Origin of the sequence: Desulfatibacillum aliphaticivorans DSM 15576, assembly GCF_000429905.1 — a bacterium.
Classification (GTDB): Bacteria; Desulfobacterota; Desulfobacteria; order Desulfobacterales; family Desulfatibacillaceae; genus Desulfatibacillum; species Desulfatibacillum aliphaticivorans.
In genome coordinates, this window is the sequence record NZ_AUCT01000019.1 from 26,183 (window position 1) to 50,028 (window position 23,846).

The following is a 23,846-nucleotide window of genomic DNA, read 5'->3' on the forward strand; positions in this document are numbered from 1 at the left end:
AGTATGGCCATGCGTCTTATTGAAAAAAGCCCCTATTGCTACGAAATAGCCCAGGAAGGGAACATGCGGGTTCCCGGCCGCATATACACCAGCAAAGCCCTCATGCCCGGCATGGAGGCCGATCAAAGCCTCAAACAGGTGGCCAACGTGGCGACCCTGCCCGGGATCGTCAAAGCCTCCATGGCCATGCCCGACATCCACTGGGGATACGGCTTTTCCATCGGCGGCGTGGCGGCCTTTGACTGGCAGGACGGGGTCATCTCCCCCGGCGGCGTGGGCTACGACATCAACTGCGGGGTCCGGCTGGCGGCCACCTCGTTGGATATGGACAGCCTGCAGCCCTATTTAGATAAAATCGCCGACGCCCTGTACCAGGGCATACCCTGCGGGGTGGGCTCCACGGGATTCGTCAAACTGAACCAAAAGGAAGCCAAAAGGGTGCTTGAACAAGGCAGCCGCTGGGCGGTCTCCCAGGGTATGGGCGCGGATTCGGACCTGGAGCATACCGAGGAAAACGGCTGCATGGGCGCCGCGGATTCGGAAGCGGTCAGCGAACGGGCTTTGCAGCGGGGCCTCAAGCAGTTGGGCACCCTGGGCTCGGGCAACCATTTTTTGGAAGTCGGGGTGGTGGACGAAGTCTTTGACCTTGCCATTGCTGACGTCTATGGCCTGTCTGAAGGACAGGTCACCGTTTTTCTTCATTCCGGATCCCGGGGGCTGGGATACCAGGTTTGCGACGATTATCTGGCGCGCATGACGAAGAAGTCCAAGGATTTGGGCATAGAGCTTCCCGACCGCCAACTGGTCTGCTCGTGGATCAACTCCAAATTGGGCAAGGAGTATTACTCCGCCATGGCTTGCGCAGCCAATTACGCCTGGGCCAACCGGCAGATACTCATGCATCAGGCGGAGGAGGTCTTGCTGAAAACCCTGGGCATGTGCCCGCGGGACCTGGGCATGCGTCTGATTTATGACGTGTGCCACAACATCGCCAAAAAGGAAACCCACGTGGTGGACGGCGTGTCCCGCGCTTTGTGCGTGCACAGAAAAGGGGCCACCCGAGCTTTTGCCCCGGGGCATCCTGACGTTTGCAGCGCCTACAGGAAGGTGGGGCAGCCGGTTTTGGTTCCGGGCGACATGGGAACCTGCTCTTATGTGCTGGCCGGTACGGAAAAGGCCATGGAGGAGACCTTCGGCTCCACCTGTCACGGCGCCGGCCGGGTCATGAGCCGCACCCAGGCGAAAAAAGCGGTCAAGGGCCGTTCCATCCATCGGGAGTTGCTGGATAAGGGCATTCGTGTGAAATGGACCGGCCGCACGACTCTGGCGGAAGAGGTTCCCGAGGCCTATAAAAACGTGAGTGAGGTGGTGGAAGTGGTGCACGGCGCCGGGATTTCCCGAAAGGTGGCCAGGCTCCGTCCGGTGGTCGTGGTTAAGGGGTAGATCTGTCTGGTACGTATTTTGCTAAAATTTAGGCTGTTATCCATGCGACCTTAAGTTGGGCGAGCAGGGCCGCGTAGATTGCAGGTGGACGGCGTTAGCCCTGAACTGATTATGTCAGCCTCTGACAAGGCGGGTCCGTGTGAAGAATTTCCTTTTATTGGCCATAGCGTGCGTGGGCGTGACAGCGCTTTTCTTCATAGATGCGTGGCTTTTGAAGGACGTGGAAAGAAAGCATCAGGAAGACTTTCTTATCATGTCGGAGACAGCCCGAATCCGTCTGGAAAACAGCATCCAATCCCGGTTTAACGCCGTAAGCGCTCTGGAAGCGCTTTTTATTATCCATCCCCGGACAAAGCCGGAGGAATTCGCCCGTTTCGCCCAATCGTTGTTGGAGAAAAATCCTCCGGTCCGAGCCCTGCAGTACGCAGACTCCCAAACCCAGGTAACTTACGTTTATCCGCCCAAAGGCAACGAAATCACCATAACCAAGCCAATGGTCCTCATTACGGATCCCAAAAGGGGGCCGTTCACCAGAAAGGCGATAGAAGCCAAAAAACCCTCCCTCCAAGGCCCCTTTTCTTTGCGTCAGGGAGGAATGGGCGTGGTCGTCCGGACGCCGATTTTCGACGGCGACAAGTTTTTGGGCCTCGCCATAGGGGTGTACGATCTGCCGGCGCTGATTAAGGAAGCCGTCTGCGAGGAGCGGCACGCGGGAATCATCATGCAACTGGCCGACCTGAACGATCATGTTTTTTCCGGGCCCGAGCAATTGTCGGGAAGGATCTATAGGCAAATCGTCCGGGTGCTTGACCAGACGTGGGTCATGACCTCCATGCCCATGGAGGCAAAAAAGCCTCCCCAACTGCCCCGCGCACTCACCTGGATTTTCGGTCTGGCGGGCCTGACGGCCATTATTATGGCAATCAGTCTTTCACGGCGGCAAACGGCCCGTCTGGAGCAGACGGTCAAAATGAGAACCAAGGAGTTGGAAGAAGCCAACCTGGCTTTGGCCCGGGATCTTGAAGAAATCCAAAGGATGGAAAAGCAATTGCTCCACGCCCACAGGATGCGCTCCATTGGAACGCTTTCAGGAGGCATCGCCCATGAGTTCAATAATTTATTGAGCATCATACTCGGCAATACGGAGCTTGCTTTGGAAGACGCCCCGGAAAACAGGGAAAGCCGGATGTTTTTGCAGGACGTGATTGCTGCATGCGCCCGGGGCAAAAAAGTGGTGCAGCAGATTATGCGTTTCAGCCGGAAAACCCCATCGGGAAAAACCCGGCTGAACGTGGGCCCGATTACCACGCAGGCCCTGAAGCTCATCAGGGGGACAATCGGAAAGGGGGTGGAGTTTCGTCCCCGTTACTCCCCGGAGGACGGATGGATTCTTGGAGATCCCCAAGAGATTCAGCAGGTTGTTGTGCAATTAATCACCAATTCGGTCCAGGCGCTGGGGAGCGCGGGAGGACTGGTTGACGTTCGCATATACACCAAAGAGCTTTTTACGCCCCTCCGGGTTTTTGGTCAGGACCTTCCTCCCGGAAAATACGTGTGTATAGAAGTGCAGGACAACGGCCATGGCATTGCACCGCAGGCCATGGAACGGATTTTTGAGCCCTATTTCACCACCAGGGGGTTCGGCCGCAACCTGGGCATGGGGCTTTCCGTGGTGCAGGGAATCCTTTTGGGGCATGGAGGCGGAATCAGGATTGAGAGTGAAGAAGGCCGGGGGACCCGGGCATTATGCTTCTTTCCCGCAGCGGAAGCAGTGGAGCAGGAAGAGGCCGCCAATGGGGATGTCATTGCCGGCGGCACGGAAAGTATTTTGTTTGTGGACGATGAAGAATCCATTGCAAGAACCAATAAAATCCGTCTGGAGCGGCTGGGGTATTCGGTGACGGAGGCTTTGGACCCGGCAAAGGCTCTGGCCATGGTGGAGGAAGATCCCTTGCGATTTGATCTGGTTATTACGGATTTGACCATGCCGGGAATGAAGGGGGATCGGTTAATCCGGCTTATCCGCAAAATCCGGCCGGACCTCAAGTGCATCTTGTGCAGCGGGTATAACGACGCAGTCTCCGATGAAGCGATTGAAGAAATAGGGGCAAGCGCCTGGCTGAGCAAACCGGCCAAGGGTCTGGATTTGGCCCGCATTGTGCGTAAAACCCTGGACGGCGTAACCTGAACTCCTACTCCGGGATGTGAAACCGGCGGATAAAGGCGTCTTGCGTCCCGCTCTCCCTAACCCTGGCCAGGGTGGACTCCGCCTCATTTCTATCGCTGAAAGGCCCCACCAAAACCCGGTACCAGACGCTCCCCTGCTCCTCGTCCTTGCGCACGAACGCGGCGAATCCCTTTTTGTGCATGGAGGCCGCTGTTTCCACGGCGCCGTCTTCCTCATGAAAAGCCCCCACCTGCAGCTCAAAACTGTCCGACCCCGCAGACTCTTCTACATGGAATTCCGTCTCCTGGGCGGCGGGAACCCGGGCGACCAAAGTGCGGCAAAGGTCGTCCACCACCCGCACTCGAACCACTTCCCGCATGTTCATGCCTGAGCGCATGGCCGTAAGAGGGATGGACAAGACGTCCAGGGGAACTCCCCCGTCATGAAAGCAGGCCTCCTCAAAGTCCGTCCAGACCTTTTCTCCCGTGCGGGTGTCATACACCTCCAAAGAGGTCGCTACGCAGACCGAAGAAAAGACGCCGATATAAACCCTGCTGCATTTGGTGACGGACCCGTAAACCACGGCGTCGGCGTGCAAAAGCTCGCCCAACTTGCGAACCTCTACGCTTTGCACGTCCTCAAAGCTGGAAAGGCCTATGGATTCCAGCCTGGCGTCCACTTCCCCAAGTTCGACGTCCTCATAATGCTTGGGCGACAGATGACTGTACAAACTCTCGCGCACCAGTTGGGCGATTTCAGGGCATTCGGTCAGGTTTTCAAATGGAAGCAGAGCTACGGAATGGGGAGGGCAGGTCCGGGAGGCGCGGGTTTGAAAATTTCCGGGAGACTCGTCCAAATGAGACGAACACCCCTGGAAAGCAAACATAAGGGCTAAAAGCGCCGAAACCAATGCGAATACAAGCGATTTACCGCGGCGCGCGCGGATATATTGCGGAGCTTTGCCGTCTCCCGAAAAAAATAATTCCAATTGTCTAACTCACTTGAACAGGCTGTGAATCCCCCCTCATAATTTATTATGAAATCAGAACTAGAAAGGTCAGTCAAGAGCCAAGGGGCGATATGAGGTTATTATGTGAAAATCCGTCGTTTGGCAATGGTTGGGACCAAGGAAGGGCAAAAAAAAATCCCCTGGCTAGAGCAGGGCGCTCTGCCAGGGGCTCCTTTAAGAAAAGGGGGGGTCTTTTCCCTAAGGTGAGAAAATAATAAGAACCTCATGGTCCCTTGTCAAGAGAAAGTAATACGGCTAGTCAAAAAATAATGATAAAAATAAATATAAATATTTGTAATATATAATATTTATAGGGTTTAAAAATTGTACGAAGATACAAAAATTCCTAACTAGAATAACTGTCAAGCATTTTTTGCCTTGGCCGATCCGAACGGATTTTTTCCTCCATGTCCAGACCTTTGGAATCACCAGGAATTTTTATGTCTTTTTCTGAGAAAGCCGCCCTGTCTTGAATCCTTGGGAAAAAAAGGCTATCCCAATACGGGACAAAGGCCTGGGCAATGATTATACTATTCTAACTTGGGGTCAAATCCCCCTTTGGGTTTGGGTTATGGAAAGACACATAGTACTGGTTGAACCGGAAATTCATTGGAACACGGGCAATATTGGCCGCACGTGCCTGGGCGCGGGAGCTGATTTGCATCTGATCAAGCCTTTGGGCTTTTCCCTGGACAGCAGCCATGTAAAAAGGGCCGGCCTGGATTATTGGGAAAAGGTTCGGCTGCACACCTGGGGGTCGTTTGACGAGTTCTCCGCCAAGATGCAGAATGCTCCTGACGAGACCCTTTTGTTCTCCAAACTTGGGGCGCGTCCGTTTTGGGACATGCCCTCTCACATGACCCGTTTGTTTTTGGTTTTGGGCGCGGAAACCCGGGGGCTGCCCCAGGGCGTTCTGGACCAATACCCGGGGAATGTGTATCATGTGCCCATAACCAATGAGATTCGCAGTCTGAACCTGTCGACCACGGCCGGCATAGTCCTTTATGAAAGCATGCGGGGGCTTCCGCCGGGGCATGCTTGGAAATAAGAAGACGAACAGGAGCCAATGCGTTTTGAGTACAGCAAATTCCAACACACAGCCGGGCGCACACACGAAAAGCGCCTGGGTGCAGACAGTTGAAATACCGGCGCCAAGCCTGGAAAATAATACCGCTTTCGTAGAACGTTTATGCAGCCAGTTGGAAAAACCCATGGGCGGCATGAAAATATCGGTGGACATGGAGGTGTTGAAGGCCCTCCCGAAAATTCTCCGGACCGGAGAAGGCGCCATGGATTGCACGCTTTTCGGCCAGGGCGGGGAAGCGGTGCTTGTGGGGGTTGCGCCCAAAAAGGCCGGCCCCTTGCCAGGGCTCGCCGTGGACCTGGGAACCACCCGCGTGGTTTTGCGCTTGGTGGACATGCGGACCGGACAGGTGTTAAAGGAGTCCTCCTTTGACAATCCCCAGGGGCGGATAGGGCCTGACGTGCTGGCAAGAATTCATTACGCCGAGCAGGAAGGCGGACTGGAGGAGTTGCAAAGCCACATTGGGCAAGGCATCAGCCAGGAAGGCGCCCGTCTGGCCGCCGCTTGCGGCCTTTCCCCCAAGGACGTTTATTGCGTCGCCGCCGCCGGAAACACAGCCATGACCCATTTGCTGCTGGGGGCCGATCCCTATTGGATCATCCGGGAGCCGTACACCCCCATGGTCAACAGCCCCGGTTTTCTCAAGTGCCGGGATATTGGCCTGGACTTTGCCAAATCCGCCAGAGTCTATGTGTTTCCCAACGTAGGCAGCTATTTCGGCGGAGACCTTTTGGCGGGAATTCTGTCCTCGGACATGTACTGCAAGGAAGACGTCTCCATGTTGGTGGACGTGGGCACCAACGCGGAAGTGGTGGTGGGCAATAAGGACTGGCTTATGGCTTGCGCAGGCGCGGCCGGACCCGCCCTGGAAGGCGGGGTGACCGCCATGGGCATGCTGGCAGGCCCCGGCGCCATTGAAAAAGTCCGCATAGACCCCAAAACCCGCGAGTTCGTTTTTCAAACCATTGGGGGCATCAAGCCTGTTGGCATTTGCGGCTCCGGCGTCATCGACCTGGCCGCCCAGCTTTTTTTGGCCGGCATGATCGACCTCCGGGGCAAGCTGGTTCCCTCTGCCTGCGAAGGACGCCTGACCGAACAGGACGAAATTCCGGCATTGATTATTGTCAGTAAAGAAGACTCCGCCAATGGCCGGGCCTTATTGTTCTCCCAGGCCGACCTGGACAGCCTGGTGCGCTCCAAGGCCGCCATGTACACCATTTTGCGCACCATCACCAATACGGTAGGGCTGGCGTTCACCGACCTGGCCGAATTCAATATTGCAGGAACCTTCGGCTCCTACATTGATCCTGTGTCAGCCATTACAATAGGCATGATCCCCGATCTGCCCCTTTCCACCTACAAGGCCTTGGGCAATACGTCCCTGGAAGGCGCCACCCAGGTTTTGCTTCAACGGGAAGCCGTGGGAGTTGTCAGGGAGATTCGCGAAAAAATCACCTATATGGAGCTGAATGTAAATCAGGAGTTCATGAACCGCTTTTCGGCGGCCAAGTTCATCCCCCATACCAATCCGGCTTTATTTCCCTCGGTGAAGATACCGCAATAAAGCCATGGAAATCCGCAACGATCCGGAGCCATGAAAGGATGCATGATGTCATTGCTTAGGAAAAACTCTCGTTATTATCTGGCGGCGGCCGTCGTAATGATTTTCGCCCTGCTGCTTCCCTCCGCCCTCTGGGCCGCCAAGGCCCAACAACCGGTCTGGCCCCATGAGAAAAGCGACCTGCCCCCCGACCCGTCCCTGGCCTTCGGCCGCCTGCCCAACGGCTTTGGATACGTCCTCATGCATAACGAAGAACCCAAAAACAGGGTTTCCATCAAGTTGGGCGTCAAAGCCGGGTCTTTGAACGAAGAGGAAAACCAGCGTGGTTTAGCCCATTATCTGGAGCACATGGCCTTTAACGGCTCGGAACATTTTCCCCCTGGCGAGCTGGTCCAGTACTTTCAAGCCATTGGGATGCGCTTTGGCAACGACGTAAACGCCCACACCGGCTTCAACGAAACCGTGTACCAGCTTCTTCTGCCCGACGGAACCAAGGAAAGCCTGGAAAAGGGGCTCACCGTCATGGCGGACTACTCCTACGGCCTGTCTTTATTGCCCGAGGAAATCGACCGGGAGCGGGGGATCATCCTGGCCGAAAAGCAAACCCGCGATTCCGTCGCGAGCAGGACCTTTGAGGAATCCCTCAAGTTTTTCATGGATCACGCCAAGATATCCTATCGCATGCCCATTGGAACCGAAGAGGTGATAAAAGCCGCGGACCAAACTCTTCTCAAGGAGTTTTACGACGCGTGGTACAGGCCGGATAACATCTTTTTGGTCATGGTGGGGGACTTCGACCCCCAGACGGCCGTTCCCTTGATTGAAAAAGCCTTTGGGCCTTTCAAGGCCAGGACCGAAGCGCCGCAGGAGGAGGAACTGGAAAAGGTGGTCCACAAAGGGACGAAAACCTTTTACCATCATGAATCCGAGGCCGGAAACACCTCCGTAAGCATAGAAACCATTTCGACCGTAAAGCCCAAACCCGATTCCTTCGCCGTTCAAAAGAAGCGGGTTTTGGAGGCCATGGCCAACCGGATCGTCAAGTACAGGCTGGATTATCTCAAAGAGCAGCCCGACGCTCCCTTCACCGATGCGTCCATCGGCTCCGGCCTGTTTTTGAATCGCTACAATTACTCCAGCATTTCCGCTGACTGCTCACCCGAAAACTGGGAGGGCTCCCTGGCTGCCATGGAACAGGAGCTTCGTCAGGCCCTGCGCTACGGCTTTACCCAGGAAGAAGTGGATCGGGTGCAAAAGGAATTTTTGGCCAATCTGGATACTGCAGTCGCTGCGGCGGGGACCAGAAACAGCGATTCCCTGGCCAGGCTTGTGGTCAGGAACGTCATGAGCGACGAAGTGATGATGAGCCCCGCCCAGGAAAAGGAGCTGTTCGGGCCTGTTGTAAGCGAGGCCTCCCGCCGGGCGTTGCATAAAGCGCTCAGGAAGGCGTGGCCTTCCAGCCACCGACTTGTTCTGGTTACGGGAAACGCGGCCATCGATCCAAAAGGGGCGACGCCGGAAGAATATATTGAAACCGTTTTTGAAGCCAGCGCCGGAACCCCGGTCCACCAGCCCGAAAAACGGGAGACCAAGGCCTTCCCCTATTTGCCGGAGCCTCAGAAGCCTGGCAAAGTGGTTCAGGAGGAGACGATCGACGACCTGGGCGTGGTCCGTCTGGTTTTTGAAAACGGAGTCTCGGTCAATATCAAGAAAACCGACTTCAAAGACAGCCAGATTCTGGCTTCCATGCGCCTTGGCTCGGGACGCGCCCAGGAGCCCGTCGACAAGCCCGGTTTGGCGTACCTGGCGCCTTCCGTTTTTAACAAGAGCGGCCTGGGCGGCCTGACCCACGATGAATTGAAACGGGCCCTGGCCGGCGCCAGCACTTCCGTTGGCCTCAAAGCCAAGGAAGAGGCCTTTTTCATGGACGGAGCGACCATTCCCAAGGAATTGCCCCTGTTTTTCCGGTTATACAGCCATTATCTTCGGGATCCCGCGTTCCGGCAGGACGCTTACGACCGCTCCATGAAGCAGTTTGAGCAGATGTACGATGACCTGTCTCACACCGTGGAAGGGGCCCTGCAGCTTCATGTCATGCCGTTTTTCGCCGGCATGGACTCCAGGTTTGGAATGCCCCCCCGCGATCAGTTCATGGCATTGACCCTGGAGGACGCGGAGAACTGGACGGCCCCGGCGTTAAGGTCTGCGCCTATAGAGCTTTCCATCGTGGGAGACCTGGATGTGGATGAAGTGAAAAGCCTGGCCGCCCTCTATTTGGGCTCGTTGCCTGAAAGAACGCCTTTAAAAGAAATCAGGGACGACAAGGTCAGCTTTCCGGCCGGGGAGTCCAGGTTGTTCAATGTGGATACAAAAATCGTTAAAGGAATGGTGCTTGTGGCCTTTCCCACGGAGGACGTCTGGGACATCTCCCGCACCCGCCGTTTGAGCATCATGGCGGAAGTGTTCTCCGACCGCTTGAGAAAGGACGTCCGCGAAAAATTGGGCCTTACCTACTCGCCCCAGGCATGGAACCATCCCAGGAGAGCCTTTCCGGGGTACGGATACCTGGCCGCCTCCATCACCATTGACCCTTCCAAGACGGATGAAGTGGTGGATGTGGTGAAGAAAATCGCGGAGGATCTGGCTGCAAAGGGCCCGGACAAGGATGAAGTGGAACGGGCCTTGGCGCCGTCCGTCACAAGCATTAAGGACATGCTGCGAACAAATCCTTATTGGTTGAACACGGTCCTCTCAGGCTCCTCCATTCATCCTCAGCAGTTGGAGTGGTGCAGATCCATTCTGCAGGACTACTCCTCAATCACTACGCAGGACGTTGCAGGATACGCCAAAAAGTATCTGATCAATGAAAAAGCGGCTGTTGCAGTGATTGTTCCCCAGGAGATCAATTAATTAGAGAGACGCGGCCCGCTCTTATTCGGGCCGCGTCTTCATGCACATCATTTTTTCCGTCAATTATTCCCTTGCAACGCTCGCCATTTTTTTGACTTTCCTTGTTTCAGTTCAACGAAGAAGAAGTAAAACCGCCTTTCTGATTTATATAAGATCCTTGATTTTAAGGCTTTTTTTACTTTCATCAGTGGTGGCGCCATTATTGCAATTTTCCTCCCCCGTATAGCGCGGACAGGCCGTATTAAGCATATAAGGCCGCTTTTTCGGTTTTCTGAATAGGGGCATTCAAGGAGTTAACGAAATGGCAGACGCTACATTGCTTGGGGAATTTGTTTTAGACAGCCTGGAGTTGCTGGACGATGCGGAACCCAAGCTCATAGAGCTTCAGGCTTCCTCACAGGTTCCTGACCAAGTAAACACTGAATCCATAAATTCCATCTTCCGTCTTTTTCATTCCATGAAAGGCAGCGCGGGCATGTTGGAGTTGCACAACATCACCTCGCTGACCCATGAGGCGGAAACCTTGCTGGATATGTTTCGTTCCGGCAAAACCCAAATGACCCGGGCGCACATGGACACTCTGTTCAAGGCCATGGATCTTATCCGGGAAATTCTGGCGAGCGTGGATGCGAATTTGACGGATAAAGGGTTTGAAGATTCCGTGAGCGGCTTGGTGGAGGAGTTGGGCATTGCCATCAGCCAGAGCGGCGGCGACGCCTCTCCTGCTCCGAAAGCGAAAAAGCCCGAGCCTGTCAAGCCCCTTGAGCCGCCTCCCCCGCCTCCGCCTCCCGAGCCTGCGGCTGAACCGGCGCCCGAGCCTGCGGCGGCTGATTTTTCCTTTGACGAATTTGAAATCCCCATAACCCAGGAGATGCTGGACCGGTTTGTCACCGAGGCGGACGAGTTGCTGGAGCAATGTGAGGCGATGCTCCTGACCATGGAGGACGACACCACGGGTGAACCCGTCCATGAAGCCTTTCGCGCCATGCACAGTTTTAAGGGTAATTGCGGATTCATGGGGCTTTCCGATCCCGAACGCATGAGCCATAGGATGGAAAACGTCCTCAGCGGCGTCAAGGAAGGCATTATCGCCCCCACCTCCGACAACACCGGAATATTATTAAAATTAGTGGATATTTTACGGGACGCCGTGGCCGACGTTTCAAGCGGCGGCAAGGGCGCTATCGATAACCTGGAGTTGTACGTGCAACTCCTGGATGAAATTCTGCCCGAAGCCTCTGAATCGGAAGCCGAGCCGGAGCCCGCCGCAGAACCCCAGCCCGAGGCTGCTGAGCCAGCCTCCGTCCCTGCTCCGGCGGAGGAGTCTCCCCAGCCCAGTTTGGAAATCAAGCTGGGGGATGAAAAGGCGCCCGAGGCTCCCCAGGACGCAGCGAGCCCCAAGGCCGTTCCGGCCAAGCCCAAGGAAATGCCCGCAACCAAGGCCGCCCCAAGAACTATTGTTCGTCAGGACATCCGCGTGGATTTGGCGAAGCTGGACCATTTGATCAATCTGGTGGGCGAACTGGTGATTGCAGAAACCATGGTCACTCGCAACCCGGATTTGGTGGGCCACGATTTTGAGAATTTTGAAAAATCCGCCATGCACCTGAGCAAGATAGTTCGCGACCTGCAGGATATTTCCCTTTCCGTGCGCATGATTCCCATCGCCGGCGTGTTTCGAAAGATGATCCGCCTGGTCCACGACCTTTCAGCCAAGGCCGGCAAGAAGATCAATCTCACCCTGGTCGGCGAAGACACGGAAATTGACAAGACCGTCGGGGAAATCATAGCCGATCCCCTGGTGCACCTGGTTCGCAATTCCATCGACCACGGTCTGGAGCCGCCGGACGAAAGAAAGGCCGCGGGCAAGGACGAAACCGGGGAAATTCTGCTTCAGGCCGGTCACGAGGGCGGCGAAGTCTGGGTGCTTATCCGGGACGACGGCAGGGGATTAAGCCGCGAAAACATCCTGTCCAAGGCCATAGAACGCGGGCTTGTAAGCGGCGACGGCTCCGATCTGAGCGATTCGGACGTTTATAATATGATTTTTCATCCTGGCTTCTCCACGGCCAAGCAGGTGACCGATATCTCCGGCCGCGGAGTGGGCATGGACGTGGTCAAGAAGAATATCGAACGCATCAAGGGGCACATCGATGTGCGCAATAACCCGGGCCATGGATGCACCATTGTGCTGCGCCTGCCTTTGACCATGGCCATTATTGAAGGCCTGCTGGTGCGCGTGGGCAAAGCCAAATACACCGTTCCCCTTTTGGCTGTCCGTGAAAATATCCAGGTGACAAAAGAGATGATCACTAAAACCATGGACGGCCAGGAACTGGTCATGGTGCGCGGTCAACTGCTTCCCATATACCGGGTTCACGAACTCCATAACACCCGGCCCGATAACTATAAACTGGAAGACGGCCTTTTGGTGATTGTGGAAAACAGGGGCGAGATGGCCTGTTTGTTCGTGGATGAAATCCTGGGAGATCAGCAGGCGGTTATCAAGGGCCTGTCAAATTATATCGGCAGTGTGAGGGGCGTTTCCGGCTGCACCATCCTGGGCGACGGTGAAGTCAGCCTGATTCTGGACGTGGCGGGACTGATCAGAAAAGCCCAGGGACTGGAAGCCGCTTAATCAAAATTTTTTAGGGAGAAGCAATCATGAGCAAAGAAAACGAAATGGTGGATGAGGACCTGTACGACGAAGACGGGGAAGACACTCAAAAAGACCGTTATTTCACCTTTCGCGTAGGTGAAGAGGAGTACGGCATAGAAATCATGCATGTCCTTGAGGTGGTCGGCCTCCAGAAGATCACCGAAGTGCCGGACATGCCGGACTTTGTCAAGGGGGTTATCAATCTGAGGGGACAGGTTATCCCCATTATGGATGTAAGAACCCGTTTTGGCATGGAAACCGTGGAGTACGACGACCGCACCTGCGTGCTGGTGGTGAATATGATGGATCAGCAGATCGGCCTGATTGTGGATAAGGTCAGCGATGTGCTGGATATCCCCGAATCCCAGGTTCAGCCTCCGCCCAAAGTCAGCAACAGGCCGGGCAGCCGTTACATCTCGGGGCTAGGCAAGGTCGACGAGGAGGTCAAAATCCTGCTGGACGTGCAAAAACTGCTCTACGAGGAGGAAATGGCCCAGGTGGCCTCCGCGGTTTAGCAAGGCGGCAATCCCGATAAATGCATTTTCAATGGAATTCTTTGGTCGCAATTTTCATGCACGCAATGAAGGAGGAAGCAATGAATGGAGCAAAAAGGCTGTTGATCGCTGTTTTATGCATCGTGTTGGTTTCTATGCTCGCCGGTCTGGGAATTGCCGCCGAACTGGGGCTGGCCTGGGTGGGAAAGTCCGGCATGGCGAACAGGGTGGCCTCTGGCTTCGAGGCGGGCTCTGAAGGCAAAGGCTTCAACGTGGAGTACAGAAAGGAGCTCGCCTCCCTGGACGATTTGGCGGAAGTGGTCAAACAATGGCAGACGGAAAAGCAGGGCATGATCATCCTGCGCTCCAACGGAGCAAAGTGGCTCGGGGCGAACCCCCCTTCGATTCCCACATTCATCGGCGGCTGCAACAATCCGGAAACATTGGGAACCATGAAGGACATGAACGCTCCGGAAGGCAACATCACCGGAGTCACCTATTACCTTCCCACCAAAACCCAGTTTGAAGTGTTTAAGGCCATACTTCCGAATATGGAATCCGTGTTGCTGCTTTTGGCGCAAGGGAATCCCTCCTCGGCCGTGGATCGCAAGGGAACCCAGGAGGCTTGTTCGCTTTTCGGCGTCGTCTACAACGAAAAAGTGTGCGCAACCACGGACGACGCCATGGCGGCCATCAAGGAATATGAAGGAAAGGTGTCAGCCATAATCATTGGAAGTCAGGCCCTGCACATTGACAATGCGGCAAACATTGTGGCTGCGGCGGGATCCACCCCGGTTCTGTCTTATAGCGACAAGCCCGTAAAAGCCGGCGCCCTGGGAGGCTTTGTGGCCGATGACAACAAGCTGGGCATGATCCTGGCCGAAGTGGTGAATCAGGTTATAGTTCAGGGAAAAGCCATCAAGGATGTGCCTGTGCAGGTCGATCCTGACCCGAGGTTTTACGTGAATGCCAAAACAGCGGAAAAGCTGGGCGTGGAAATTCCGTTTAACATTCTGGAAATGGCAACCGTGGTGGAATAAGCGATTTGGACGACAGGGTCGCCAGAGCACAAAGCCCGCTGAGGAAAAAGGGGGCGCAGGATTTTGGACAGAGGAGAAAGAGCATGAAATTCAAAATCAGGTGGAATTTACGCAACAAAATCATTTTGCCCATAGCGGCGCTGATCATATTGGGAATGGTGCTATCCACTCTGGTGACCAACTCGTATGTGTCCGAGGCCCTCATTGCTGTTTCGGAAAACCGTTTTGCAATCCAGATCAACTCCAATGCGGACAGGATTTCCGACTGGCTGGACGCCAGGGCCGTGGAAATTGGAAGCTGGAGCGCCAACAAGACCCTCATCACCTCCACCCAGGATTCCTTCATGGGCAAGGCGGCGAGAAAAACCGCGAGCGAACTGCTGGCTGCATTGCTGGATGGCTACAAGGATTACGAGGCCATCATCCTGTTGGACAAAACGGGGACGATGATCGCGTCCGGAGCGGCCGCCGGTGAAAAGACCAGGTCTTTCGGCGGCAGTGCGGACTTTAAAAAGGCCCTGAACGGCGAACAGGGCGTTTCCCGCGTGTACCGCAGCGGGAAAAGCGGCAAGACCGTCTTTAATGTGTTTTCTCCCGTGTATCCGGAAAACGCGGCCCATGAAGTGACGAACGTTCAGGGCGTGTTGCTGTGCACACTGACGCTGGATACCATCGCCCAAAAATTCGTAAATACCATCAAGTACGGAAAAACCGGCTACGGATTCCTGGTCGGCTCCGATGGCACCACGCTGGTCCACCCGGACCCAAACCTTATTCTTTCGCTTAATGTGCATGATCTTCCTTTCGGCGAAGATTTGATGGCTTCGCAATCAAAAAGTTTTTACTACAACTTCAAAGGGGTGGATAAGTTTGCGGCCATGAGCATCATTCCCCGGGCCGGCTGGCGCCTGGCGCTCACTTCCAATGTGGAGGAATTCATGGCCTCTGCATACAAGATCCGCAATCTGCTGGGCATCATCGGTTTTTTTGTGGTGGCTTTTGTCAGCGTCGGGGCCTGGTTCCTGATAGGCGGAATGGTTATCAAGCCTGTCCATCAGGTGGTGGGGCTGGCCAAAAAACTGCAAATGGGAGACCTTTCGGCGCAACTAGAAACCGGAAACGATGAACTGGGACAGATGGGCGAGGCGTTGAACGCCGTGGTCCTGGGAATGCGGGAACGCGCCCAGGCCGCCAAGGGCATTGCGGCCGGAGACCTGTGCCAGGATATTGTGGTGGCCTCCGAAAAAGACGTCCTGGGCAAGGCTTTGTTCGACATGGTGGAGAGCCTTAACAGCGTGGTGGGAGAACTTACAGTCTCGGGCCAGCAGGTGGATGAGGGCGCCCGCCAGATATCCGACAGCAGCCAGTCCCTGGCCCAGGGGGCGACGGAGCAGGCGTCATCCCTGGAGGAGATTTCCGCTTCCATGTCCGAAATCAGCACCCAGACCAAGACCAACGCCGACAACGCTGTTCAGGCCAATCAACTGGCGGAGGAGGCCCGCAGGGCTGGAGATGAAGGCGCTTCCCGCATGGGCGAAATGATGGACGCCATGAGCGCCATCAACGAGTCCTCCCAGCAGATCGCCAAGATCATTAAAACCATTGATGACATCGCCTTCCAGACCAACCTGTTGGCCCTGAACGCCGCCGTGGAAGCCGCCAGAGCCGGCGTGCACGGAAAAGGCTTCGCCGTCGTGGCGCAGGAAGTGCGGTCCCTGGCCGCCAGGAGCGCCAAAGCGGCTCAGGAAACCGCCGACCTCATCGAAGGCTCCTCCCACAAGGTGTCCGACGGCAATGACATCGCCGAAAAAACAGCGGAAGCCTTGACGGGCATCAATGACACCATCACCAAGGTGGCGGATCTGGTGGGCGAAATCGCCGCCGCGTCCAATGAGCAGGCTCAGGGGATTTCGCAGATTAACATCGGCCTTTCACAAATCGATGACGCCACCCAGCAAAACACCGCCAACGCAGAGGAAACCTCTGCCGCGGCCCAGGCCCTGTCAGCCCAGTCCACTCAGGTTCAGGCGCAGCTCGCCCGTTTTAAAATCAAGGGCGGCGGAACGTGCAAGGCCGCATATACAGGCGAAGGAGCGAGGACGGTCAGGCCGGCAATCGGGAACAAGCCCCGGATTCAGGATGGTTGGGGGCAGGATGACTCCGGGAGCCGGACCGTTGAGCCTAACCAGCTAATAGCCTTGGATGACGGCGAATTCGGCAAATACTAACCGGGCAAAGACTTGGTTAAATAAGCGGCGCCTCAGGTATGCAGCGCCAGAGTACTGGAATGTTGCTGAGTAGAGTGGAGGAGAGATGCAATGGTAAAAAAAATGGGTATTAGAGCTAAAATATTGCTGATGTTCACGTTGGTAATGCTTGCTACTGGCGTCGTGCTGTGTTCATTCATCATCTATGAACTGAAATCGACCGCCAAGGCAGCTGCCGAAACAACCCGCATCGAAGAGATGGCCAAGGCGCAAAACCGCTTGAAGGATTATGTGGACATCGCCTATGCCAGCGTGGACTCCAGCTACAAAAACGCTCAGGATCCGGCCCACCTGGAAAAAATTTATGGCCATCGCCTTCAAAACATTATCGAAATGGTCCAGAGCGTTGTGGATGAGCAACTGGCCCTTATCGAGGCTGGCGAAATGAGCGAGATGGAGGCCAAGTCCCGTGTGGAAGCCCTGGTAAGAGCCTATCGGTATGATGATGGCACAGGCTATATCTGGATCAATGACACCACCTTGCCTATTCCTAGAATGATCATGCATCCCACGTCCCCCCAGTTGAACGGAACGATTCTGGACAATCCACAATACAACTGCGCCATGGGTGTGGGAAAAAACCTGTTCGCCGCCGCCGTGGAAGTCGCCAGGAAGAGCGGCGAGGGTTTTGTGGATTACAAATGGCCCAAGCCTCTTAAAACCGGCCTCACCGAGGAACGCCCCAAACTGTCGTACGTCAAGCTGATTCCCCAATGGAACTGGGTCTTGGGTACGGGCATTTACGTGGATGACGCCTTGGAAGAGGCTAAGGATACAATCATCGGGGAGGTCAGGAAACTTCGGTACGAAAACGGCGCCGGCTACTTCTGGATCAACGATACCACCCGCCCCTTGCCCCGCATGATCATGCATCCCTTGTCCCCCCAACTGGAAGGCAAGATCATGGACGATCCGGCCTACAACTGCACCAAGGGGACCAATCAGAACTTCATGCAGGCCGGCGTGGACGTCTGCTTGAAGGACGGAGAGGGCTTTGTGGAATACATTTGGCCCAAAACCTCGGAGGACGGATCCACCAAAAAAGAGCCTAAGCTCTCCTTTGTCAAACTGCATCCTGAGACGGGATGGATCGTGGGCACGGGCTTTTTCATCGACTCCATTGAAGCGGCTGTCGCGGCGAAAATCGAAGAAACCAACAAGCATATCACCATGCTGATTTGGTTCCTGGTCGCGGTAATCGCCGTCAGCTTGGCAATCTCCATGGTGCTAATCGGCTTTTTCATGACCAAGTCCATCATCAATCCGATTATCGCCGCGAAAGAGCTGGCCATACACGTATCCAACGGCAGGCTGGACACGCAGAAGGAGGTCACCCGGGGGGACGAGATCGGAGCCCTGGAAAGCGCCATGGTGACCATGGTTCGCAGGCTGAAAAAGAAGGAGGGGCTTGCCCAGTCCATCGCCGCCGGCGACTTGAGGGCGGAATTGAAGCTGGAGTCCCAGGAGGATGCTTTGGGCCTTGCCCTGGTATCCATGACGGAAAACCTGAACGATGTCATCGGCGACTTGTTCGGATCCGCCAACCAGGTGGACGAAAGCGCCACCCAGGTGTCGGGCGCCAGCCAGTCCCTGGCCCAGGGCGCCACGGAGCAGGCTTCCTCCATCGAGGAAATCAGCGCGTCTTTAACTGAAATCGCGGCTCAAACGAAAACCAACGCCGACAATGCAGCCCAGGCTAATCAACTGGCCGAAGCCGCCAGGCAGGCCGGTACACAGGGCGGGCAGCAGATGGACGAAATGGTTGACGCCATGAGCGCCATTACCGCGTCCTCGGATCAGATCGCCAAGATCATCAAAACCATCGATGACATCGCATTCCAGACCAACCTCCTGGCTTTGAACGCAGCCGTGGAAGCGGCCCGGGCCGGCAAGCACGGCAAAGGCTTCGCCGTGGTGGCTCAGGAAGTGCGCTCTCTGGCAGCCAGAAGCGCTAAGGCCGCCCAGGAGACTGCGGAGCTGATAGAAGGCTCCGGCCAAAGGGTCGCCGCAGGCAGCGATATTGCGCAAAAAACGGCCGAAGCCCTTTCCGGCATCAATGAAACCGTAACCAAGGTGGCGGACCTGGTGGGCGAGATCGCCGCAGCCTCCAACGAGCAGGCGCAGGGGATCTCCCAGATCAATGTGGGCCTTTCCCAGATTGACGACGCCACCCAGCAGAATACGGCCAACGCCGAAGAGACTTCGGCGGCTTCCGAAGCGCTTTCGGCTCAGGCAACTGAAATGCGGTCGCTGCTTGCACGGTTTAAGCTCAAGGGCGTGCAAAGCTCCTCCAGCCGCCAGTCCTTCCGGCAGGCGCTCCCCGAGGCTCATGAGGCGCCCAAGCCGAACAAGGCGTCTGCGCCGGCCGGCGGAGGCTGGGGAGGCGGCGGAGGCTCTAAAGGCGCGGTGGTCAGGCCTGAAGAAGTCATCGCCCTGGATGACAGCGACTTCGGCAAGTATTAAGTAGCTGCTGCTGCTGAAAATGCCAAACACACGTGCAGTCTGAATATAGGTTGGAGAGCTTGTTGTGATGGAGCAAACCATAAATGACGCCGGCATGCCGGAGGACCGTTCGCCGACGAGTATGATGCGTTTGACTGACAAGGAGTTTGAGTCCATCCGGAAGATGGTTTACGACCGGTTTGGAATCAATCTCACGCCAGCCAAAAGGTCCCTGGTTGTCGGCAGACTGCAAAAGATTCTCCGCTCCAGGAGCATTCCCACTTTTTCAGCGTATTACGACATGCTGCAAAAAGACGGAAGCGGCAAGCTCCTGTCAGAGTTCGTGAACAGGATCAGCACCAATTACACGTATTTTGAGAGGGAAAAAGATCATTTTGAGTTCTTTAGCAAAACAGCCCTCCCGGAAGCGGAAAAACGCCATAAGGACAAAAAGGAGTTGGATCTTAGGGTTTGGTGCGCCGGCTGTTCCACGGGCGAAGAAGCCTACACCCTGGTCATTCGTATGTTGGATTTTTTCGAGGGGGAATACTCCCGATGGAATGCAGGCCTTTTAGCCACGGACATTTCGGCGGACGCCCTGTCCGTGGCCGCTAAAGGGCTTTACTCCGACGAAAGAGTCGCTCAATTGCCGGCGGCCATAAGAAACAAGTACTTCAGCCGCAGGCCTGATGGACAATGGTCGGTGGTCGACAAGGTAAAGAAGGAAATTGTTTTCAGGCGCTTTAATCTGATGAACACTCAATTTCCTTTCAGGAAGCCGTTTGACGTCATTTTTTGCCGAAACGTCATGATTTATTTTGATTCTCCAACGCGCAAGGCCTTGGTGAGCCGATTTTGCGACTGCTTGACGCCTGGGGGATATCTGTTCATAGGACACTCGGAATCCCTAGGCAGGGATTTGCGGAGGCTGGAGTACGTAATGCCGGCAGTGTACCGCAGAAAAGAGGGATGATGCCTACTAGACCGATTAGACTGCTAATAGTGGATGACTCAGCCCTGGTCCGCGAGATCCTGTCCACGGGCCTTGCTAAAGACCCGGGCATCGAGGTGGTTGGAACCGCTTCCAACCCCTATGAGGCCAGGGACAAAATCGTTCAGCTTCGGCCCGATGTGTTGACGCTGGATGTGGAAATGCCGCGCATGGACGGGGTGGAATTCCTGCGTAGGCTCATGCCTCAATTCCCCATCCCGGTAGTGATGGTCAGTTCCTTGACGGAAAGCGGCAAGAAGATCACCTTCGATGCTTTGGAGGCGGGCGCTCTGGATTTTGTTTCCAAGCCGCGCTCCAACGTCGCTGCGGGCCTGAGCTCCATGCTTTTGGAATTGTCCACAAAGGTAAAGCTGGCTTCGACTGTGGATGTTTCCCATTGGAAGGGAAAAAGGCTGGAAAGAGGCGCCCGGGGGCCCATTCAGAGCTCGGCCCTGGAGGAATCCACGGACAAGGTTGTGGCCATTGGCGCCTCCACGGGCGGGACCGAAGCCATTAAGGAGGTCATCACCCGTTTTCCCGTCACCATGCCCGGGGTGATTATTGTTCAGCACATGCCCGCGGGTTTTACAAAAATGTTTGCAGACAGGCTTAACTCTCTGTGTTCCATGATGGTCAAGGAAGCGGAGAACGGAGACCGGATTATGGCGGGGCGGGTGCTGGTCGCCCCCGGCGGCAAGCAGATGCGTGTCGTTCGCAGGGGCGGCATATACCAGGTGGAGGTTAAACCGGGCGAGCCGGTCATGGGCCATTGCCCCTCGGTGGAGGTGATGATGCAGTCCGTGGCCAAGGAAGTGGGCAAAAACGCCGTGGGCGTCATGCTGACCGGCATGGGCTCGGATGGATGCACAGGCATGAAGGCCATGGCGGACGCCGGCGCTCCGTGCGTGGCCCAGGACGAGGCGACTTCCGTGGTTTTTGGCATGCCAAAAGAAGCCTATGCGCGCGGCGGCGCAAAGAAACTGGTTCCTTTGGGGGATATGGCTCAGACTGTAATCAATATGGTGAACAGGTTGGCGGCATGAAAAAAATATTCCTAGGACTTGGCGACATGGGCGCAACCAGGACCCAGGGGCAGGAGTTAAGAACCCTGGCCCTGGGGTCATGCGTCGCCCTGATCATGATGGACCCGAAAGCAAGATGCATTGCTATGGTTCACGTGGTCCTGCCCGAAAGCTCCATAGATCCTGCAAGGAGCCAAAAAAAGCCGGGCCATTTTGCAGACACGGCGGTGCCGGCTCTTTTAGAGGAAATGAAGAAGTTAGGCTCGGATAATGTGGGCAAAGGGATGATCATTAAACTGGTCGGCGGCGCCAACGTCATGGATCCGAACAACACGTTCAATATAGGCAAGCGAAACGCTTTGGCCATTAAAAAGGCGTTGTGGAAATTCGGCATGGGGCCCAGGGCGGAAGACATTGGCGGTCGAATCAGCCGCAGCGTTTCCGTGGATGTCGACACCGGAAAAGTGAAAATAACCTCCCCTGGCAGGGACGGTTGGGAATTATAATCTGGAGGAAATGTGTCATGGCGAAAATCCTGATAGCTGAAGATGACTTGATCACTAGGAAAGTGTTGTACAAAATCGTGGAAGGCATGGGCCATTCCGTCATTATGAGTCCCAATGGTCGCCATGCCTGGGAAACTCTGGAAACCAACCCGGACATCTCCATGTTGATCACGGATGTCATGATGCCCGAAATGGACGGCCGGGAACTGATCGAATTGGTCCGGGCCCGTGAGGAGTTTCAGAATTTGCCTATCATCATCATTTCAGCCGTTGTCGGCCCCAAGGCCGTGGCCAATTTGTTGAAAATGGGCGCCACCTTGTTCTTGTCCAAGCCTTTGAAGGTGGATGAGACGAGAAAGTACATCGAAAGATGGGTGGAAGTATAAACGGAGACAAAACATGGCTATTCCGCCTGATATCAAAGACAGCATCGCCAAGGTCAAGCCTTTATCCCAAAGCGCGGTGAGGCTGATGTCCATTATGGCGGACCCGGACCATACCGTCGCGCAAATTGCAGCCGTAGTGGAGAGCGACCCCATTCTCACGGGCAACGTCCTGCGGGTGGTAAACAGCCCTGCTTTCGGCCTCAGGGCCAAAATCAGCACCGTGGCCAGGGCGGTTTCCTACACCGGAGGAAACATGGTGGTCGGATTGGCCCTGCACTTGTGCGCCAGCGGCATTTTTAACAACCCGCTGGACGGATACGAAAGCCAGCGGGGCTCCTTGTGGAGGCATTGCCTGTTTACGGCCATTGCATCCAGGGAGATCGCCAGGTTTTCCGACGGAAAGGCCGACCCCGAAGTCGCCTATACGGCGGGTCTGCTTCACGACATCGGCAAAGCCGTCATGTCGGCCCCGTTGGGCGATTCGGCGAGAAAGATCGTCGCCATCGCCGATAAAGGAGAAATGCCCGATTTTGTGGCGGGAGAAGCAAAAGCCGTCGGCACGGACCATCCGGAGGTGGGAGAGGCTATCGCAATCCATTGGAGCCTGCCCGGGCCCTTAAGGGAGGTCATCCGGCATCATCATGCCCCGTCCAAAGCAAAAGAGGAATATCGCACGCTGGTTTATGCGGTTCACCTGGGCGATTTCATCGCCATGATGAGCGGAACGGGCACCGGCGCTGACACCATGCTTTATCTTTTGGACCATGACTATAGAAATTTCGTAGATATTTCCGCGGCGGAGTTGGAAAAGGTGATTCTGGACGCCGGCCAGGAATACCAGCAGGTGGTGGAGTCCATGTTTGGAAGTGAGGAGGAAATGCAATGAAAAAAGTAATCGTGGCCGATGATTCCGGCACAGCCCGTATGTTCATTATACGGTGCCTGCAAATAGCAGGGTTTGACGGCGCGCAGTTTATGGAAGCGAAAAACGGCGCAGAAGCGCTCACGCTTCTGGAGCAAGGGCCGGCGGACCTGCTGGTAACGGACTTGTTCATGCCAGAGGTCAGCGGGGAGGAGCTTTTGCTCAAAGTCAGGGGCCAGGACAAGTTCAAGGCCATGCCAATTTTGGTTATCACAAGCGCCAAAAACCCCGCAAAAGAACAGGAGCTTATGCAAGGCGGAGCTTATGCCGTCATTTCCAAGCCAATCAGCCCTTCCATTATGGTTCCTATTTTAGAAGCTCTTTCTTAAGAGGCAGGAGGAAAAATGACCTCGTCAGAGAATGTGACCAAAGCCGTTTTTAGAGCTATGAGCGACACCTTTGAAGGCATGGCCTTCGTGCAGATCTCCCGTCTTGAAGATGAGTCGCCGGACACCACTGCAGATGATATGATTTGGTCGCGGGTGGATGTAAAAGCTCCTGCAGCGGGCTTTATGGCCATCGCTTACACCAGGAAAGTGGGAGTCCACATCGTGGAATCCTTATACGGAATGCTGGAAGAACCCTGCAGTCAGGAGTTGCTCCAGGACTCTCTCAATGAAATCGTAAACACGGTGATCGGCCGGTGTATGAGCCTGCTGGTTCCCGCGGGGCAAACCTTTGAACTGGGGCTTCCCAAAACCGGCGAAGGCTGGCCGGACTTTGGAGATGCGGAGATACACGGATTTGCCACCATGGACGGGGGGCGGCTTTTGGCCATTACCGACCTGGGGGATTTGGATTTGCTGGGCGCCCCTTTGGAAGTGGAGGGGGGCGGCGGCAAATCTTCGGGCGGCGACGAGTGGGGCGACTCCGGCGAATCGGATGACGCCTGGGGGGCCTCCGGCTCCCTGGATTCTTCGGATGACGATTGGGGGTAGGGGGC

Annotated in this window: 18 protein-coding genes; 17 read left to right on the forward strand and 1 reads right to left on the reverse strand. The window is 55.6% G+C overall.

Annotation, left to right across the window (positions count from 1 at the left end; translation table 11 throughout):
• Positions 1-9 precede the first annotated feature (9 nt).
• Both G491_RS0116480 and G491_RS34080 read left to right on the forward strand, forming a co-directional pair.
• Positions 10-1,443: an RtcB family protein gene (locus G491_RS0116480; protein WP_028315377.1), complete on the forward strand. Its 1,434-nt coding sequence runs from the start codon at positions 10-12 to the stop codon at positions 1,441-1,443.
• Positions 1,444-1,582: 139 nt separating this feature from the next.
• Positions 1,583-3,631, forward strand: a complete 2,049-nt coding sequence (locus tag G491_RS34080) for an ATP-binding protein (protein WP_051327314.1) — start codon at positions 1,583-1,585, stop codon at positions 3,629-3,631.
• A gap of 4 nt (positions 3,632-3,635) precedes the next feature.
• On the opposite strand, the gene G491_RS0116490 is transcribed toward G491_RS34080, so the two are convergent.
• A complete protein-coding gene (locus tag G491_RS0116490; protein WP_169829453.1) occupies positions 3,636-4,466 on the reverse strand; it encodes a GNA1162 family protein in 831 nt (276 codons plus the stop codon).
• A gap of 724 nt (positions 4,467-5,190) precedes the next feature.
• On the opposite strand from G491_RS0116490, the gene G491_RS0116495 reads away from it, so the two are divergent.
• From G491_RS0116495 to G491_RS0116570, 15 genes are all read left to right on the forward strand, one after another.
• Positions 5,191-5,667 (forward strand): tRNA (cytidine(34)-2'-O)-methyltransferase, encoded by a 477-nt coding sequence (locus G491_RS0116495; RefSeq protein WP_015948667.1) that lies wholly within the window; start codon positions 5,191-5,193, stop codon positions 5,665-5,667.
• 25 nt (positions 5,668-5,692) lie between these two features.
• Complete coding sequence (locus G491_RS0116500; protein WP_051327315.1) at positions 5,693-7,267, forward strand: ASKHA domain-containing protein; 1,575 nt, start codon at positions 5,693-5,695, stop codon at positions 7,265-7,267.
• A gap of 42 nt (positions 7,268-7,309) precedes the next feature.
• The gene (locus G491_RS0116505) at positions 7,310-10,174 is read left to right on the forward strand and encodes a M16 family metallopeptidase (protein ID WP_169829454.1); all 2,865 of its coding nucleotides are present in this window, start codon (positions 7,310-7,312) and stop codon (positions 10,172-10,174) included.
• Between the two features lie 301 nt (positions 10,175-10,475).
• A complete protein-coding gene (locus tag G491_RS31160) occupies positions 10,476-12,812 on the forward strand; it encodes a chemotaxis protein CheA (protein ID WP_051327317.1) in 2,337 nt (778 codons plus the stop codon).
• 26 nt (positions 12,813-12,838) lie between these two features.
• Positions 12,839-13,348: a chemotaxis protein CheW gene (locus G491_RS0116520; protein ID WP_035219181.1), complete on the forward strand. Its 510-nt coding sequence runs from the start codon at positions 12,839-12,841 to the stop codon at positions 13,346-13,348.
• An 80-nt stretch (positions 13,349-13,428) separates the two neighbouring features.
• Complete coding sequence (locus G491_RS0116525; RefSeq protein ID WP_169829455.1) at positions 13,429-14,367, forward strand: ABC transporter substrate-binding protein; 939 nt, start codon at positions 13,429-13,431, stop codon at positions 14,365-14,367.
• Positions 14,368-14,450: 83 nt separating this feature from the next.
• Positions 14,451-16,595, forward strand: coding sequence for a methyl-accepting chemotaxis protein (locus G491_RS31165; protein ID WP_051327318.1), 2,145 nt, complete (start codon positions 14,451-14,453; stop codon positions 16,593-16,595).
• Positions 16,596-16,685: 90 nt separating this feature from the next.
• On the forward strand, positions 16,686-19,097 hold the full coding sequence (locus G491_RS34085) for a methyl-accepting chemotaxis protein (protein WP_051327319.1): 2,412 nt from the start codon (positions 16,686-16,688) through the stop codon (positions 19,095-19,097).
• A 67-nt stretch (positions 19,098-19,164) separates the two neighbouring features.
• Positions 19,165-20,049, forward strand: a complete 885-nt coding sequence (locus G491_RS0116540) for a CheR family methyltransferase (RefSeq protein WP_084511552.1) — start codon at positions 19,165-19,167, stop codon at positions 20,047-20,049.
• Positions 20,046-21,110: a protein-glutamate methylesterase/protein-glutamine glutaminase gene (locus G491_RS0116545; RefSeq protein WP_211239155.1), complete on the forward strand. Its 1,065-nt coding sequence runs from the start codon at positions 20,046-20,048 to the stop codon at positions 21,108-21,110. Before G491_RS0116540 ends, G491_RS0116545 begins: the two co-directional genes overlap by 4 nt.
• The gene (locus G491_RS0116550; RefSeq protein WP_028315385.1) at positions 21,107-21,595 is read left to right on the forward strand and encodes a chemotaxis protein CheD; all 489 of its coding nucleotides are present in this window, start codon (positions 21,107-21,109) and stop codon (positions 21,593-21,595) included. Before G491_RS0116545 ends, G491_RS0116550 begins: the two co-directional genes overlap by 4 nt.
• Positions 21,596-21,612: 17 nt before the next feature.
• Positions 21,613-21,981, forward strand: coding sequence for a response regulator (locus tag G491_RS0116555; RefSeq protein WP_015948657.1), 369 nt, complete (start codon positions 21,613-21,615; stop codon positions 21,979-21,981).
• A gap of 13 nt (positions 21,982-21,994) precedes the next feature.
• Complete coding sequence (locus G491_RS31175) at positions 21,995-22,867, forward strand: HDOD domain-containing protein (RefSeq protein WP_051327320.1); 873 nt, start codon at positions 21,995-21,997, stop codon at positions 22,865-22,867.
• On the forward strand, positions 22,864-23,232 hold the full coding sequence (locus G491_RS0116565; RefSeq protein WP_015948655.1) for a response regulator: 369 nt from the start codon (positions 22,864-22,866) through the stop codon (positions 23,230-23,232). Before G491_RS31175 ends, G491_RS0116565 begins: the two co-directional genes overlap by 4 nt.
• Before the next feature lie 15 nt (positions 23,233-23,247).
• Positions 23,248-23,841 carry a chemotaxis protein CheX gene (locus G491_RS0116570; RefSeq protein WP_028315386.1) on the forward strand — a complete coding sequence of 198 codons (594 nt, stop codon included), beginning with the start codon at positions 23,248-23,250 and terminating at the stop codon, positions 23,839-23,841.
• Positions 23,842-23,846 lie beyond the last annotated feature (5 nt).

Excerpts from the sequence above, each read along its gene's own strand:
- G491_RS0116525 (WP_169829455.1), top strand. The coding sequence starts at position 13,429 with ATGAATGGAGCAAAAAGGCTGTTGATCGCTGTTTTATGCATCGTGTTG.
- G491_RS0116520 (WP_035219181.1), top strand. The coding sequence starts at position 12,839 with ATGAGCAAAGAAAACGAAATGGTGGATGAGGACCTGTACGACGAAGAC.
- G491_RS0116545 (WP_211239155.1), top strand. The coding sequence starts at position 20,046 with ATGATGCCTACTAGACCGATTAGACTGCTAATAGTGGATGACTCAGCC.
- G491_RS0116505 (WP_169829454.1), top strand. The coding sequence starts at position 7,310 with ATGATGTCATTGCTTAGGAAAAACTCTCGTTATTATCTGGCGGCGGCC.
- G491_RS0116550 (WP_028315385.1), top strand. The coding sequence starts at position 21,107 with ATGAAAAAAATATTCCTAGGACTTGGCGACATGGGCGCAACCAGGACC.
- G491_RS31160 (WP_051327317.1), top strand. The coding sequence starts at position 10,476 with ATGGCAGACGCTACATTGCTTGGGGAATTTGTTTTAGACAGCCTGGAG.
- G491_RS0116570 (WP_028315386.1), top strand. The coding sequence starts at position 23,248 with ATGACCTCGTCAGAGAATGTGACCAAAGCCGTTTTTAGAGCTATGAGC.
- G491_RS0116495 (WP_015948667.1), top strand. The coding sequence starts at position 5,191 with ATGGAAAGACACATAGTACTGGTTGAACCGGAAATTCATTGGAACACG.
- G491_RS0116555 (WP_015948657.1), top strand. The coding sequence starts at position 21,613 with ATGGCGAAAATCCTGATAGCTGAAGATGACTTGATCACTAGGAAAGTG.
- G491_RS31175 (WP_051327320.1), top strand. The coding sequence starts at position 21,995 with ATGGCTATTCCGCCTGATATCAAAGACAGCATCGCCAAGGTCAAGCCT.
- G491_RS0116540 (WP_084511552.1), top strand. The coding sequence starts at position 19,165 with ATGGAGCAAACCATAAATGACGCCGGCATGCCGGAGGACCGTTCGCCG.
- G491_RS34085 (WP_051327319.1), top strand. The coding sequence starts at position 16,686 with ATGGTAAAAAAAATGGGTATTAGAGCTAAAATATTGCTGATGTTCACG.
- G491_RS0116480 (WP_028315377.1), top strand. The coding sequence starts at position 10 with ATGCGTCTTATTGAAAAAAGCCCCTATTGCTACGAAATAGCCCAGGAA.
- G491_RS0116565 (WP_015948655.1), top strand. The coding sequence starts at position 22,864 with ATGAAAAAAGTAATCGTGGCCGATGATTCCGGCACAGCCCGTATGTTC.
- G491_RS31165 (WP_051327318.1), top strand. The coding sequence starts at position 14,451 with ATGAAATTCAAAATCAGGTGGAATTTACGCAACAAAATCATTTTGCCC.